Origin of the sequence: Nocardia sp. CA-128927 (genome assembly GCF_050955855.1) — a bacterium.
Lineage (GTDB): Bacteria > Actinomycetota > Actinomycetes > Mycobacteriales > Mycobacteriaceae > Nocardia.
Genome location: NZ_CP192087.1, coordinates 10,423,551 through 10,438,117 on the forward strand (window position 1 = coordinate 10,423,551; position 14,567 = coordinate 10,438,117).

The window sequence follows — 14,567 nt, forward strand, 5'->3', positions numbered from 1 at the left end:
GCATTCGTTGCCGCGAGTTCCTGTGCGGCACGGAATTTCGCGTCGTTCGTGTCGGGTCCGTTTCCGCCGTATAGCAATTCAGTGATCCAGACGGATGCCGTGCGAGTTCAGCACGTGGCGACGGATACTGGTTCATCCGCGAATCGGGTGCGGCATAACTCCACGTGACAGCCGTCGACGGCCCAATCGCTGAGTGCGCTTGCCACGCTCAGCGATTGGGTCGTCGGTCAGGCGGCTGCCGTCGCCGGTTCGTCGGCGAACTGGGTGCGGTACAGCTCGGCGTAGCGGCCCTCGGCTGCCAAAAGCTGAGTGTGCGTGCCGCGCTCCACGATTCGGCCGTCCTCCATCACCAGGATCTGGTCGGCCGCGCGAATCGTGGACAGCCGATGCGCGATGACCAGGGCGGTCCGGCCGACCAGCGCTTCGGAAAGCGCTTCCTGCACTGCGGCTTCCGAGGTCGAGTCCAGCGATGCCGTTGCCTCGTCCAGGATCACCACGCGCGGCTGCTTGAGCAGCAGGCGGGCGATGGTGAGGCGCTGGCGTTCGCCGCCGGAGAGGCGGTAGCCGCGCTCGCCGACCACGGTGTCCAGGCCGTCCGACAGCGATTCGACCAGGTCACGTAACCGGGCCCGCTGCAACGCGTCCCACAGTTCCGCCTCCTGCGCCTCCGGGCGGGCGAGCAGCAGGTTCGCCCGGATGGTCTCGTGGAACAGGTGCCCGTCCTGGGTGACCAGGCCGACGGTCTCCCTGATCGACTGGGTGGTCAGCTCGCGCACATCGGTCCCGTTCAGCCGGACCGCGCCGCCGTCCACGTCGTACAGCCGGGAAACCAGCTGGGCGACGGTGGATTTACCGGCGCCCGACGAACCGACGAGCGCGATGAGCTGGCCGGGTTCGGCGCGTAGCGACACATTGTGCAGCACGTCGACGCCGCCGCGGGTGTCCAGGGTCGCGACGTCCTCCAGTGAAGCAAGGGACACCTTGTCGGCGGACGGGTAGCCGAAGGTCACGTTGTCCAGTTCGACCGCGACCGGCCCGTCCGGCACCGTCACCGCGCCGGGCGCGTCCTCGATCAACGGCTTCAGGTCGAGCACCTCGAAGACCCGCTCGAAGCTCACCAGTGCGGCCATGACCTCCATCCGGGCGCTGGCCAGCGCGGTGAGCGGCGTGTAGAGCCTGGTCAGCAGCAGCGACAGGGCCACCACGGCGCCCGCGTCCAGCTGTCCGCGCAGCGCGTACCAGCCGCCGAATCCGTAGACGAGGGCGATCGCCAGCGCCGAGACCAGGGTGAGTGAGGTGACGAACACGGTCTGCAGCATCGAGGTGCGCACGCCGATGTCGCGCACCCGGCGGGCGCGCAGCTCGAACTCGCCGGATTCCTGCTGCGGGCGGCCGAAGAGCTTCACCAGCGTCGCGCCGGGTGCGGAGAAGCGCTCGGTCATCTGGGTGCTCATGGCGGCGTTCAACTTGGCTGCCTCGCGCTGCATATCTGCCAGTCGATTGCCCATCCGCCGGGCGGGCAGCACGAACACCGGGAGTAGGACCAGCGCGATCAGGGTGATCTGCCAGGAGATGCTGAGCATCACGCCGAGTGTGAGCGCGAGGGTGACCAGGTTGGCGACCACGCCGGACAGGGTGTCGCTGAACGCGCGCTGGGCGCCGATCACGTCGTTGTTCAACCGGCTGACCAGCGCGCCGGTGCGGGTCCTGGTGAAGAAGGCGATCGGCATCTTCTGCACGTGATCGAAGACGGCGGTGCGCAGGTCCAGGATCAGGCCCTCACCGATGCGCGAGGACAGCCAGCGGATGACCAATCCGAGCGCGGCATCGAAGACCGCCAGCACCGCGATGATCAGCGCGAGGTTGACCACGACCCGTGGTGCCGCACCGCCGACGATGTTGTTGACCACCCGGCCCGCCAGCACGGGTGTGGCCACCGCCAGCAACGCCGAGATGACGCTGAACAGCAGGAACACGCCGATCCGGCGCCGGTGTGGCGCCGCGAACCGGAGAATGCGCCGCGCGGTGGCCAGGCTGAACTGCCGCTGCTCCTGTGGCGCGTTGGCCCGCCGGTATATCTGGCTCCAGGCCACCGATTCGATGCTCACGTTTACTTCCTCTCGCTCCCCACCATCAAAGCCCTCGGCACTGACACTAAGACCTCAACAAAGGTTGAGAGCAAGTCGATTCCGCCGATTCCCGATTCCGCGCACAGCGAAACTTCCGGACACGCGCTTAGGCTGGCCAGATGACCGAGGACCGGGTGGTGGAGGCGCTGGGCGGCAAACTCGACGGTGAAGTCGACGCGTCCGAACGCCGACGGGCGGAGTATTCGTCGGACGCCTCCAACTATCGAGTGCCGCCGCGGGCCGTCGTCTTTCCCCGCACGGACGCCGATGTGGCGGTCGCGCTGGAATTCGCCAAGGACAACGGGTTGTCGGTGACCGCGCGTGGCGGCGGGACCTCGGTAGCGGGCAATGCGATCGGGCCCGGTCTGGTGCTGGACTTCAGCAGGCACATGAATCAGATCCTGGAAGTGGATCCGCAGGCTCGGGTCGCTCGGGTGCAACCCGGCGTCGTGCTGTCGGAATTGCAGCGCGCGGCTCGGCCGTACGGGCTGCGATTCGGGCCGGATCCGTCGACACAGAACCGGTGCACCCTCGGCGGCATGATCGGCAACAACGCCTGCGGTCCGCGCGCGGTCGCCTGGGGTCGCACCTCGGACACGGTGCGGGAACTGCGGATTCTCGACGGGACGGGCGTCGAGCGGACACTCGCCAACGATCTGTCGGTGCTGCCGGGCCTCGCCGAGTTCACCAGGGCGAATCTCGCGGTACTGCGCACCGATCTGGGCCGCTTCGAACGCCAGGCCTCGGGTTATGGGCTCGAACATCTACTCCCCGAACGTGGTTCGGCCGTGGCGAAGGCCTTCGTCGGGTCAGAAGGCACCTGCGGTTTGCTGCTCGACGCGACGGTCGAGCTGGTCGCACTGCCGAAGGCCGCGGTGCTGACCGTGCTCGGCTACCCCGATATCGCCACCGCCGCCGACAATGTCGCCGCGGTGATGGCGTGCAAACCAACCGCGGTCGAGGGCATCGACGCGCGGCTCGTCGACGCGGTCCGCGCCCACCGCGGCACCGTCCCCGAACTGCCACGCGGCGGCGGCTGGTTGTTCGTGGAGACCGCGGGCGACACACCTGCCGAGGCGCTGGCCGTCGCCGAACAATTGCGCCGGTCGGTCGACGCGCTGGACTCCCGCATCGTCGCCGATCCCGCTGCGGCGGCCGCACTCTGGCACATCCGCGCGGACGGCGCCGGGTTGGCCGGACGCACGCCGGACGGGCAGCCGGCCTGGCCCGGCTGGGAGGACGCGGCGGTGCCGCCGGAGCGGCTCGGCGCCTACCTGCGCGATTTCGCCGACCTGACGCACGAGCACGGCGTGGATGGCCTGTTGTACGGCCACATAGGCGACGGCTGCATCCACGTGCGGCTCGATCTGCCGATCGCCGATGCCCCGCAACGCTTTCGGCGCTTCCTGTTCGATGCCGCCGAACTGGTTGTGCGGCAAGGTGGTTCGCTGTCCGGCGAGCACGGCGACGGACGGGCCCGCTCGGAGTTGCTCTCGGTCATGTATTCCCGGTCGGTGCTCGACGTATTCGCCGGTTACAAAGCCCTTTTCGATCCCGCCGATGTGTTGAATCCCGGCGTGCTGGTCGAGCCGCGACCGATCGACGCTGACCTGCGCCTGGTCGGGTTGCCGCTGGTACCCGCCTCGGGCGGCTTCGCCTTTCCGCATGACCACGGCGATCTGAGCACGGCGGTGCACCGCTGCGTCGGTGTCGGCAAGTGCCGTGCCGATACGCGCGCCGCCGGTGGTTTCATGTGCCCGTCCTACCTGGCCACCAAGGACGAGAAGGACAGCACTCGCGGCCGGGCCAGGGTGTTGCAGGAGGTGGTCCGCGGCGCGCTGCCCTGGTCGTCCGAGGCGGTCGCCGAGTCGCTCGATCTGTGCCTGTCCTGCAAGGCATGTCGCTCCGACTGCCCGGCGGGTGTCGATGTGGCCACCTACAAGGCCGAAGCCCTGTACCGCCGGTATCGGCACCGGCTGCGGCCGCTCGATCACTACTCGCTCGGCTGGTTGCCGCGCTGGCTGGCGCTGGCGACCCGTATGCCGCGCGCCGCCAATGCACTGGCGAACAACGCCGCGCTGCACCGAATCGGGTTGCGCGCGGCGGGCATTGATCCGCGCCGCGAAGTGCCACGGCTGGCGGACCGTAGCTTTCGCCGAATGTGGCGCGACCTGGGCGGAGTTGTCCCGGCATCGGCGACGCGACCGGGCGGACCCGACGCGACCCAGAGTTCAACCACCACACCGGAAGACAGCGCGGATCGACCCGCGGTAATGCTGTGGGTCGACACCTTCACCGACGCCTTCGATCCCGAGATAGCCCTAGCCGCGGCGCAATTGGTGCAGTCACTCGGCTACCGGGTGCGCATTCCCGCGCGCCGGGTGTGCTGCGGGCTCACCTGGATCAGCACCGGTCAGCTGGACGGTGCCCGCGCGCGGTTGCGCGCCACGCTGGACGCGGTGGACAAGCACGTGCGCGGCGGCGGCATCGTGCTCGGACTGGAACCGTCCTGCACCGCGGTGCTGCGGTCGGATCTGCCCGAGCTGCTGCCGGACGACCCACGCGCGGCGGCAACGGCACGAGCGGTGCGCACGCTCGCCGAGTTCCTGGCCGAACAACCGGACTGGCAGCCGCCGCAATTGCCGGGCCGCACAGTGGTGGTTCAACCGCATTGCCACCACCACGCGATTCTCGGATTCGAGACCGATCGCCAGCTATTAGCCACAATGGGAATCAATGTGACTGAAGTCACCGGATGTTGTGGTCTCGCGGGAAACTTCGGAATGCAGCGAGACCATTACGGCATTTCGGTCGCGGTGGCCGAGAACGGCCTGCTGCCCGCGCTGCGTACCGCCGGGGACGAGTCGATCTTCCTCGCGGACGGCTTCTCCTGCCGGACCCAGGCCGCCCAATTGGCCGGCCACCAGAGCCGTCACCTGGCTCAATTCCTGGTGGCGGAGTGAGACTTTCGCGCCCTCGCCGGGATGGCGGTCACGGCGAGTGCGCGATATCGGTCAGCTGCCGAACGGCAGGGTGCCGGGTGGAATCTGATAACCCGAACTGCCTGCGGAAACACCGCCCCAGGCGTTGAGCAACCAGTTGAGCAAGTTGGTGATCATTCGATACCTCCATGTGGCGACTGCCAGCTGTTTGCCGATCGGAACGAATATCGCCACATCCATTCTTAGCGTTACAAATACCGTGTACCTGCGCTGATGCATATTCGGTATCGAATAGCGTCGAATTGTGTTGTGCGCGACTAGTTTCTCGATCGACTATGGACTGGCGCGCATTCCGCGCCGCGCCATCGGGCAGAATGGTCCGATGCGTAACGCGATGGTCGAGCCGGTAGGAGACCCAACCGGTCTGGCCAGGACCGTGACGTCCGACCGTCCGATCGACCTGGCGTGCACGATCGCCCCGCTGCGCCGCGGCGCCGGAGATCCGTGCCACCAGACGACCAGGGACGGTGCGCATTGGCACGCGTCACACATGTCGTCCGGCCCGGTCACCTACCGGCTGACGCAGTCCGGACCGTGCTCGGTGCAGGGGCACGCCTGGGGTCCCGGCGCCGAGGAATTCCTCGACGGACTCGACCACATGCTGTGCCTGGACGAGGACATGGACGGCTTCGTGCCGGACCACCCGAAACTCGTCGAGGCGCACCGCCGCTTCCCCGGATTGCGGATGTTGCGCACCGGCCTGGTGCTCGAGGCGCTGGTGCCCGCAGTGCTCGAGCAGAAGGTGCACACCATCTCGGCCCGTGGTTCGTGGCGAAAGCTGGTGCGGCAGTTCGGCGACCCCGCACCGGGCCCCGCGCCGGAGGGCCTGCGGTTGCCGCCCGAGGCCGATACCTGGCGGCGGGTGCCGTCCTGGGCTTTTCATCGGGCCAATGTCGGCCCGCAGCGGGCGCAGACGATCGTGCGCGCCGCGCGGGTGGCGAGCTCATTGGAACGCGCGGCCGGTGTCGATCCGGCCGAGGCCGCCCGCAGGCTGCGGACGATCCCGGGGATCGGCGTGTGGACCGCGGCCGAGACCGCGCAGCGCGCGTTCGGTGACGCGGACGCGTTGTCCGTCGGCGATTTCCATCTCGCGGCCATCGTCGGCTGGACTTTGCTCGGCCATCCGATCGATGACGACACGATGGTCGAATACCTGGAACCGCTTCGGCCGCACCGCTATCGGGCGGTTCGGCTGCTGGAGATCAGTGGGCAGGCGCACAAGCCGAAGTTCGGCCCGCGCACGCCGCTCACCGATCACACCTGGCACTGAGCCGGTCAGCCCCGACGCGGTTCGAGCCCGTCCAGGACGCGGTGCAAGCCGTAGCGGAACTTCCGGTCGCGTCGCTCGGCAGGATCAGCGTCCCAGTCCCCGTGCTGCGACTTCGGATAATCCTTGGCGGCTTCCTCGGCGACCGGACGCAGCTGCGCCACCAGCTCGTGCTCCGTTTGCCCGGAGCGGGCCAGCAGGGCTAGCCAGGCGGCCTCACTGATGCCCATCCCCACCACGTAGCTGGTGACGAGGCTGATGGCGTCGCTCGTCTCGTCCGCCGGAAATCCGCCCGCCTCGAACAGACCGACCAACCCCTCGGTGAATCGCATGACATTCGGGCCCAGGTAGGACAGGCCGACCTGGCCGAGGGTCGAGGCCATCCACGGATGCCGCAGGATCATCGCGCGCAGGCTCTCGGCGCAATCCTCGGCGGCCACGCGCCAGGCCGCCGGGTCCGCGATCACCGGGACCCTGACCTCGCCGTAGACCTCGTCGACGACCAACTCGATCAGCTCGTCGCGGTTGGCGACGTGCCGGTAGAGCGAGGTCGCGCCCGCGTTCAACCGGGCACCGAGTTGGCGCATCGTGAGCGCCTCCATCCCCTCGGCGTCCAACAGGGCAACGGCCTCGGCCACGATGTGTTCCCTGGTCAGCGTCGGCTGCTCCCGGCCCTTGCGCGGACGCGTCCACACCGATCCGACCTGCTGCTTTTCGACGGCCACGTCGACTCCCTTCGATTGCCACCAGCGTAGCGCACAACGTTCGCACTTGCGAACGTATGAAACCTGTGCGTACAGTGTTCGCAACAAGAGAACGACGTACGCAACACCGTGAGAAGAGAGTTACCGATGGACGCGATCGAGACCCGTAATCCGAAGCGCTGGTGGATTCTGATCGTGCTGTGCCTCAGCACGCTGGTCCTGGTCATCGACAACTTCGTGCTGGCCGTAGCGGTGCCGGTACTGGCCGAGGATCTGCATGCGAGCGCCCAGGACATCCAGTGGATCCTGGACTCCTACATCCTCGTTTTCGCGGGTCTGCTGCTCACCTCGGGCAGCCTGGCCGACCGGTTCGGCAGGCGCCGAGTGATGCTCATCGGCCTCGTCCTGTTCGGCCTTGCGTCACTCGGGGCGACGCTCGCGTCGAGCCCGGTCGAGATGATCGTGGCCCGCACCGTGATGGGCATAGGTGGCGCGCTGGTGCTGCCGAGCACGCTGTCGATCCTGATCACCGTGTTCGACGACCAGGAGCGGCGCAAGGCGATGAGTTTCTGGAGCGCCGCTTCGGTGCTCGGTCTGGTCGGCGGGCCGGTGCTCGGTGGTGTGTTGATCGCGCACTTCTGGTGGGGCGCGGCGTTTTTGATCAATGTCCCGGTCGCGGCCGTCGCCATCATCGCGGCGCTGGTGCTGATGCCGGAATCCAAGGGGCCGTGGACCAAGCCGGACGTGCCCGGTGCGGTGCTGTCCATGGTCGGGATGACCGCGCTGGTGTGGACCATCATCGAATTCCCCAAGGGCGGTTTCGATCACGCGTCCACACTGAGCACGCTGACCATCGCCGTCGTCAGCCTGGTCACCTTCATCGTGTGGGAGAAGCACGTCGAGCATCCGATGGTTCCGCTGGACCTGTTCCGCAACGTGACTTCGCCGGTGGCAGCCTGTCGCTGACGCTGGTGCAGGTCGCCAATGGTGGTCTGCTGCTGGCGCTTACCCAGTATCTGCAGTTCGTGCTCGGCTACTCGCCGACCAAGGCCGGGCTGGCGTTCATTCCGATGATGGTCGCCTCCATCGTGTTCAACGGGCTGGGCGCCGGTTTCGGCAGCAAGGTCGGTAACCGCACGCTCGCCGTCACCGGCATGCTCGTCTCGACCGTAGGGCTCGGCCTGCTGGCCAGTCTGTCCGCGGACAGCGGTTTCGGCATGCTGTCCGTCGCGCTGGTGATCCTCGGCGCCGGTGCGGGTCTGGCGCAGCCTGCGGCCATCGCCGCGCTGATGGGTGCCGTGCCACAGGAGCAGGCGGGTGTCGGGTCCGCGCTGAACGACACCATTCAGCAGGCGGGTGCCGCCCTCGGCATCGCGGTGCTCGGCAGCATCCTGTCCAGCACCTTCACCAGCAGCATGCCGGACTCGATCCCCGCCGCCGCCCGGCATTCGATCAGCGACGCACTGGCATTGGTCGCCAGCTCCGGAGATACCGAACTCCTCGGCACCGCGCGGGAAGCCTTCACCACCGCCATGTCGGCCAGCTTCATCGCGGGCGGTGTCGGCATCCTGGCCGGTGCGATCGTTGCCCTGTTCGTCATGCGCAACAACAAGACCGCACCGGTGGACGTCCTCGACGAGGCGGCACTTGCCGAGTAGGACAACCGAATACAGCGAAAGACCGGCTCAGCGCTCGAGCCGGTCTTTCGCGTTGTGTCGGTTCAGAATTCGCCGAGGACGTTGAAGACGGTGCGCCCGGTGTGCGTGCCGTTCTGGATGGCATGCAGCACCTCGGCCGCGTCGGTGATCGAGGCGAACTGGGTGAGCGACGAAAGATGTTGCGGGCGCAGCTCGTTGGCCAGGCGGGTCCACAGTTCGCGGCGCTTCTCGATCGGGCAGAAGACGGAATCGATGCCGAACAGCGAGACACCGCGCAGGATGAACGGCAGCACGGTGGTCGGCACGCCCGCCCCGCCGGTCAGGCCGCTGACCGCGACCGCGCCGCCGTAGCCGATGGCGCTGAGGATGTAGGCGAGGGACTTGCCGCCGACGCTGTCGACCGCGGCGGCCCAGCGGGCCTTGTTCAGCGGGCGCGGCTTGGCGTCGGGGTCCTCGGGCAGTCGGCCGATGATCTCGTTGGCGCCGAGCTCGCTGAGCAGATCGCCCGCATCGGTCTTGCCGGTGGAGGCGATGATCTCGTAGCCGAGGCCGGACAGGATGTCGATGCTCACGCTGCCGACACCGCCGGTCGCGCCGGTGACCAGCACCGCGCCCGCGTCCGGGGTGAGGCCGCGGTCGAGCAGCGACTGCACGCTGAGTCCCGCGGTGAAGCCCGCGGTGCCGAGTGCGGCGGCGTCGCGCGGGCTCAGGCCGTCGAGCTTCACCACCCAGTCGGCCGACACCCTGGCGTACTCGGCGAACCCGCCGTTCTGCGAGACCCCGATGTCGTAGCCGTGCGCCACCACCAGGTCGCCGGGGGCGAAGTCGTCGTCCTCGGACGAGACCACCTCGCCGGTGATGTCGATGCCGGGAATGATCGGATACTTCCGCACCACCCCGCCACCCGGCGTGATCGCCAGCCCGTCCTTGTAGTTCGCGCTGGAGAAGTGCACCTTGATCGTCACCTCACCAGGCCCGAGGAAATCCTCGCCGACCTGCTGCTTGGTCAGCACGATCCCGCTATCCGATTCATGCGCCACCATCGCCCAGAACTCCATGCCGACGAGCATACGATCGTCCGCCCCCACCCGCGCAGCTCCGTCGTCGGCGCCGCGAGGCGGTCGGTCTACTCCGGGACCAGTTCGAGGCGGACGCCGAGGAGGCGGATGGGGCGGTCCAGGGGGAAGCGGTCGATTATGCGGAGGGCGGTTTCGATGATCTGGGCGGGGTCGATGGTGGGGGTTGGCAGTTTTTCTTGTTTGCTGCGGGTGTAGAAGGTGTTGGTGCGGACGGTTACCGAGACTCGGGTGCCGATGCGGCCCGCTTCGGCCATTTCCTCGGCTACCTCGGTGGCCAGGCGGGCCACCTGGGTGCGGATTTCGGCGGGGTCGGTGAGGTCGTGCGGGAAGGTTTCGGATTTGCTGCGGCCCAACGGGATTCGGGGTTCGGTGGTGACGTCGGTGTCGCCCTTACCGTGGCCGAGGACCCAGAGGTAGGGGCCGGTGTTCGGGCCGAATTCGGCGGCTAGGCGGTGCCGGTCGGCGGTCATCAGGTCGGCGACGGTGTTGATGCCGAGATCGGCGAGGCGGGTGGCGATTCGAGTTCCGATGCCCCACAACGCGTTTGTCGGGCGGTGCGCCATCACCTCGGTCCAGTTGTCGGCGATGAGGCGGAAGACTCCGGCGGCCGCGCCCTCATCGGTGGCCGGGCCGACGTCCGACTTGCCCGTTGATTTGGCGAAACCGGTGGCGAGTTTGGCGGTGAGCTTGTTGTCGCCGATGCCGATCGAGCAGGAGAGCTCCAATTGCTCGATGGCGGAGCGGATTTCGCGGGCCAGCGCCTCCGGGTCGTCGGTGTCGGTGGCGAGGAACGCCTCGTCCCAGCCCCACACCTCGACCCGGCCGGGGAAGGTGCGCAGCAGCGACATGACCTCGTCCGAGGCCTCCTCGTAGCTGGCCATGTCCAACGGCAGGAACACGCCCTCGGGACACTTGCGCTGGGCGCTGCGCAGCGCCATCCCGGCCCGGACGCCGAACGCGCGCGCCGGATAGGACGCGCAGGTAACCACCTTGCGCGGCTCGGCGGGGTCGCCGTTGCCGCCGACGATGACCGGCAGGCCGCGCAGCTCCGGGTGGCGGCGGAACTCCACCGCCGCCTGGAACTGATCGAGATCGACATGCAACAGCCATCTGGCCATAGCACCGTCTTACCCCACCGGTGTGACAAGCGGCCGGAATACCGGTCCGATCGGCCGCCGACGGCGGCGCCTCGACGGGCAACGCGCCGTACGATTTCGTTGAAGACAAACCATAAGGGGGAGCACTCCGATGTCCGACGCCAAGGATGAGCCCACCGCGCTGCCCGCGGTCCTGGTCGGCCACGCCGACCGGGAAATCGCCGCTCGGCAGTTGCACATCGCGGTCGAGGAGGGGCGGCTCGATCTGCTCGAGTTGGATCGGCGACTCATCACGGTCTACTCGGCCCGGACAACCGACGAGCTGGTGGCCGTCACCGCGGATCTGCCGATGGCCGCCGCGGCCCGCGAGCCGATCGAGTTGAGCGTCGGGAGCGGGTCGCGGAAGAAGGCCGGGCAGTGGACCGTGCCTGCCGAGATCACCGCCGAATGTAGTTCCGGCAGTATCACCATCGACTTCACCAAGGCCTTCTGCCCGCATCGCGAGGTAGCGCTGCACGCATCGGTCGGCTCCGGCGACATCGAACTCATCGTGCCGCGCGGGTGGATGGTCGATGTCGATCGGGTGCGGGCCAAGAGCGGCGACGTGTACAGCAAAGTCATCGGACCGGTGCTGGTCGGCGCGCCCTTGCTGCGCGTCGATGGCCGGGTAGGTTCCGGCTCGCTGACCGCGCGATACCCGCGCCGACCCCGCCGGACTTTCCTGGCCTGGATCCTGCGCAGACCACGTCCGGCCTAGTTCGGCCGATGCCCGACCACGGTCAGACCATTGCGCTGGCCGGAAAACAGAACTAAATTCTGGTTGTGAAGATTCGAGATCGGTTGCTGCTGGCGGCCGAGCGGCAGTTCGCGGAACAGGGCGCGCTGGAGGCGACGCTGGCCCAGATCCGGGACGCCGCGGGCGCCAGCGTCGGCGCTCTCTATCACCACTTTCCGGACAAGGCGGATCTGTATCGGCAGGTGTGGGCGAACGCGCTGGTCGACTATCAGCAGCACTTCTGGTCGGCGGTCGGCGACAGTGCCGATGCCAGGGAAGGGATCACCGCCGGTGTACGAGAACACCTGCGCTGGGTCGCCGAGAATCAGTACCGGGCAAAGGTTCTCACCTCCGCGCGGCCGCCCGGGGTACGTGAGAGCGACAGCAATCGCGAGTTCATGCGCAACGTCGCGCGCTGGTGGCGCACGCACGCCGGGTACGGCGCGGTACGCGACCTGTCGCTCGATCTCGTGTACGCGCTGTGGCTCGGCCCGGCGCAGGAGTACTCCCGACATTGGCTGGGCGGCAACATGCTCGCCGCGCCGACCGATGTCGCGGACGAACTCGCCGACGCGGCCTGGCTGACGCTCGGTACGGACCGGCCGTGAAACACGCTTCGCACCAACAACTATCACGCGTGAACGAGGAATAACTGATGACCGTCACCGATATCGACCTGGCCAAGAAGGTCCTCGGCGCACAGCCTTTCGCCGAGCTGGTCGGCACCGAGATCGCCGAATTCGGTGATGGCACCGTCACTTTGGTGATTCCTATCCGCCCCGAGCTCGGCCAGCAGTTCGGCTTCGTGCACGGCGGCGTGCTGTCCTACGCGGCCGACAACGCGCTCACCTTCGCCGCCGGGACCGCGCTCGGCGCGAACGTGCTGACCGGCGGGTTCACCATCACGTATCTGCGCCCCGCCAAGGGAATTCGGCTGCGGGCCGTCGCCACCGTCACCGGAGCTACCCGCCGCCAAGCGGTAGTCCATTGCGAGATCTACGCCGAGGAAGCCGACCAGGAACCGGTGCTGTGCGCGGTGGCGCAGGGCACCGCACGCAGCGTCGACCGAGAACTGGCCAGTCACGCGTGACAGCCGTCCGCGTCACTGTCCCGGGCCGGGCATCGCGGGGTTGCCCGGCTCGGGTACGCCGGTCAGGCACCAGCCGTCGCGTCATCGAGTGACCTTGCGCTGCTCGACGACCCGCCGGTGATGCGCCGCAGCGCCGCGGTGAGCGTGCTCGGATAGAGGTCTTCGTCGGAGCGACCGGCAACGAACCCGTCCGGGCGAACCAGCAGCGCACCGCCCTCGGGTAAGCCGGTGCGCGCTGCCCATGCGGCGACCGGTAGCGCGTGCACGGTGATGTCGATCCCGGTCTCCCACTGCGCATCCCCGACCGCATCGCGCCACGCGGCCGAGGTGCCGGTGACCAGCAGCGCGAAGCCGGGACCGCTCAGATCCATGGTCGAGATCCGCTGCGAACCGTCGATCCACAGGTGCGGCACCCGGGTACCGACCTGGCCGGTCAGCTGGTCGACGTGCGGTGTGTCCGCGTTGCCGCCGAGGACAGCGGACGAGGCATACCGGTACTTGGTCATCACCGTGTTGGTGCTCAGCTGGCGCGCGAGATCGGCTGCGTTGTCGGGGGTTTCGATGCCGTAGCGGGTGTCGAACTCGGTGCCCAGCCGGGCCTGCTCGGCGGCGGCGATCGCGCGCGGCCGCCGCTCGGGCTGGTAGCTGTCGAGCAGCGCGGGCCCGGCCGTGCCGGACAGCACCGACGCCAGTTTCCAGATCAGATTGTGCGCGTCGGCGATTCCGGTGTTGGCGCCGTAGCCGCCCCACGGCGCGTGCCGGTGCGCGGCGTCGCCGACCAGGAAGACCCGACCGCGGCGGTACTCGTCCGCGACGAAAGCACCCGTGTCCCAAGCGCTTTTCGCCAGCACCTCGACCGCGATGTCAGGTATGCCGATCGCGGCACGGACCAGTTCGACGCAGCGTTCCACCGGATAGTCGGCGAGATCGGTACGCGCGGCATCGTATTCGAGGTGGAACGACCACTCGTCGGTGTTGTTCTTCGCCAGCACCAAGGCGCGCACCTTGTCGTTGACGATCTCGCACTGGCTGAAGGTGCGGCCGTTCAGCACCTCGGTGAGGTCGGTCCGCACGAAGACATTGAGGTAATGGTGCGTCGGCGGCAGCTCCCAGCCGGTGATGCCGAGCGCGCGCCGGATCGGGCTGCCCGCGCCGTCGGCGGCGATGAGGTAGTCGGCCCGAATGGTCGAGACGGTGCCCGCCTGATCGCGCAGGGTGGCGGTGACGCCCGTGTCGTCGGCCGCGAATTCGCTCAACTCGACACCGAAGCGCAGGTCACCGCCGCGGTCGCGGGCCAGCTCGGTCAGCAGCGGCTCGAGCTGCACCTGCGGCAGGAAACAGAAGGTGGACGGACTCGGCTCTGGGTGCTCCAGGCTTTTCATGAAGTTGGCGAGCTCGAGTTGCTCGGCGGCGACCAGCGTGGTGCCTCGGCTCGCACCGCCGAACCGGCCGCCTTTCAACGCGACCGCGGCGGCCTGCTGGACCCGATTCTCGATGCCGAGCTGCCGGAACAGCTCGATGGTCCGGGTGTGTACGCCGCGGGAGCGGGGCAGCGCCGACACGGCGGTCCGCTTCTCGACCAGCACGAAGGGCACTCCGTGATACTCGAGGAAGAGCGCGGCGGACAGTCCGACCAGGCCGCCGCCGACGATGAGGACCGGTACTTGCTGCTGTGTCGAAGTCATGCACCGATGCTGTCCGCACCCGCTTGCACCGCCCTTGCGTGCCGATGACATGAGAAAAGGCCGGGCACCCGCGGTGCCCGG

12 protein-coding genes are annotated in these 14,567 nt (G+C 68.1%); 7 read left to right on the forward strand and 5 right to left on the reverse strand.

Translation table 11 applies throughout. From position 1 onward, the window contains the following. Nucleotides 1–227: 227 nt before the first annotated feature. Complete coding sequence (locus ACQPW1_RS48395; RefSeq protein WP_433660646.1) at nucleotides 228–2,108, reverse strand: ABC transporter ATP-binding protein; 1,881 nt, start codon at nucleotides 2,106–2,108, stop codon at nucleotides 228–230. Nucleotides 2,109–2,248: 140 nt separating this feature from the next. Here ACQPW1_RS48395 and ACQPW1_RS48400 point away from each other — a divergent pair, with 140 nt between their 5' ends. Both ACQPW1_RS48400 and ACQPW1_RS48405 read left to right on the forward strand, forming a co-directional pair. Then, nucleotides 2,249–5,092: an FAD-binding and (Fe-S)-binding domain-containing protein gene (locus ACQPW1_RS48400; RefSeq protein WP_433660647.1), complete on the forward strand. Its 2,844-nt coding sequence runs from the start codon at nucleotides 2,249–2,251 to the stop codon at nucleotides 5,090–5,092. Between the two features lie 361 nt (nucleotides 5,093–5,453). Continuing rightward, the gene (locus ACQPW1_RS48405; protein WP_433660648.1) at nucleotides 5,454–6,401 is read left to right on the forward strand and encodes a DNA-3-methyladenine glycosylase family protein; all 948 of its coding nucleotides are present in this window, start codon (nucleotides 5,454–5,456) and stop codon (nucleotides 6,399–6,401) included. A gap of 5 nt (nucleotides 6,402–6,406) precedes the next feature. Here the strand turns inward: ACQPW1_RS48405 and ACQPW1_RS48410 are convergent, their stop codons facing one another. Then, the gene (locus tag ACQPW1_RS48410) at nucleotides 6,407–7,123 is read right to left on the reverse strand and encodes a TetR/AcrR family transcriptional regulator (protein WP_433660649.1); all 717 of its coding nucleotides are present in this window, start codon (nucleotides 7,121–7,123) and stop codon (nucleotides 6,407–6,409) included. Between the two features lie 126 nt (nucleotides 7,124–7,249). Here ACQPW1_RS48410 and ACQPW1_RS48415 point away from each other — a divergent pair, with 126 nt between their 5' ends. Both ACQPW1_RS48415 and ACQPW1_RS48420 read left to right on the forward strand, forming a co-directional pair. Then, nucleotides 7,250–8,068 carry an MFS transporter gene (locus ACQPW1_RS48415; protein WP_433660650.1) on the forward strand — a complete coding sequence of 273 codons (819 nt, stop codon included), beginning with the start codon at nucleotides 7,250–7,252 and terminating at the stop codon, nucleotides 8,066–8,068. Between the two features lie 5 nt (nucleotides 8,069–8,073). Further along, nucleotides 8,074–8,760, forward strand: a complete 687-nt coding sequence (locus tag ACQPW1_RS48420) for an MFS transporter (RefSeq protein WP_433660651.1) — start codon at nucleotides 8,074–8,076, stop codon at nucleotides 8,758–8,760. A 62-nt stretch (nucleotides 8,761–8,822) separates the two neighbouring features. Here ACQPW1_RS48420 and ACQPW1_RS48425 read toward each other — a convergent pair whose 3' ends face one another. Further along, on the reverse strand, nucleotides 8,823–9,818 hold the full coding sequence (locus ACQPW1_RS48425) for an oxidoreductase (protein WP_433660652.1): 996 nt from the start codon (nucleotides 9,816–9,818) through the stop codon (nucleotides 8,823–8,825). A 68-nt stretch (nucleotides 9,819–9,886) separates the two neighbouring features. Continuing rightward, a complete protein-coding gene (locus ACQPW1_RS48430; protein ID WP_433660653.1) occupies nucleotides 9,887–10,957 on the reverse strand; it encodes a DNA polymerase IV in 1,071 nt (356 codons plus the stop codon). Nucleotides 10,958–11,087: 130 nt separating this feature from the next. On the opposite strand from ACQPW1_RS48430, the gene ACQPW1_RS48435 reads away from it, so the two are divergent. The 3 genes from ACQPW1_RS48435 to ACQPW1_RS48445 all read left to right on the forward strand — a co-directional run bounded on the left by ACQPW1_RS48435 (nucleotide 11,088) and on the right by ACQPW1_RS48445 (nucleotide 12,801). After that, nucleotides 11,088–11,693 (forward strand): DUF1707 SHOCT-like domain-containing protein, encoded by a 606-nt coding sequence (locus ACQPW1_RS48435; protein ID WP_433660654.1) that lies wholly within the window; start codon nucleotides 11,088–11,090, stop codon nucleotides 11,691–11,693. A gap of 65 nt (nucleotides 11,694–11,758) precedes the next feature. Beyond that, on the forward strand, nucleotides 11,759–12,319 hold the full coding sequence (locus ACQPW1_RS48440) for a TetR/AcrR family transcriptional regulator (protein ID WP_433660655.1): 561 nt from the start codon (nucleotides 11,759–11,761) through the stop codon (nucleotides 12,317–12,319). Nucleotides 12,320–12,366: 47 nt separating this feature from the next. Further along, nucleotides 12,367–12,801, forward strand: coding sequence for a PaaI family thioesterase (locus ACQPW1_RS48445; RefSeq protein WP_433660656.1), 435 nt, complete (start codon nucleotides 12,367–12,369; stop codon nucleotides 12,799–12,801). Nucleotides 12,802–12,863: 62 nt separating this feature from the next. Here ACQPW1_RS48445 and ACQPW1_RS48450 read toward each other — a convergent pair whose 3' ends face one another. Next, nucleotides 12,864–14,486: an FAD-dependent monooxygenase gene (locus ACQPW1_RS48450; RefSeq protein ID WP_433660657.1), complete on the reverse strand. Its 1,623-nt coding sequence runs from the start codon at nucleotides 14,484–14,486 to the stop codon at nucleotides 12,864–12,866. Between the last annotated feature and the right edge of the window lie 81 nt (nucleotides 14,487–14,567).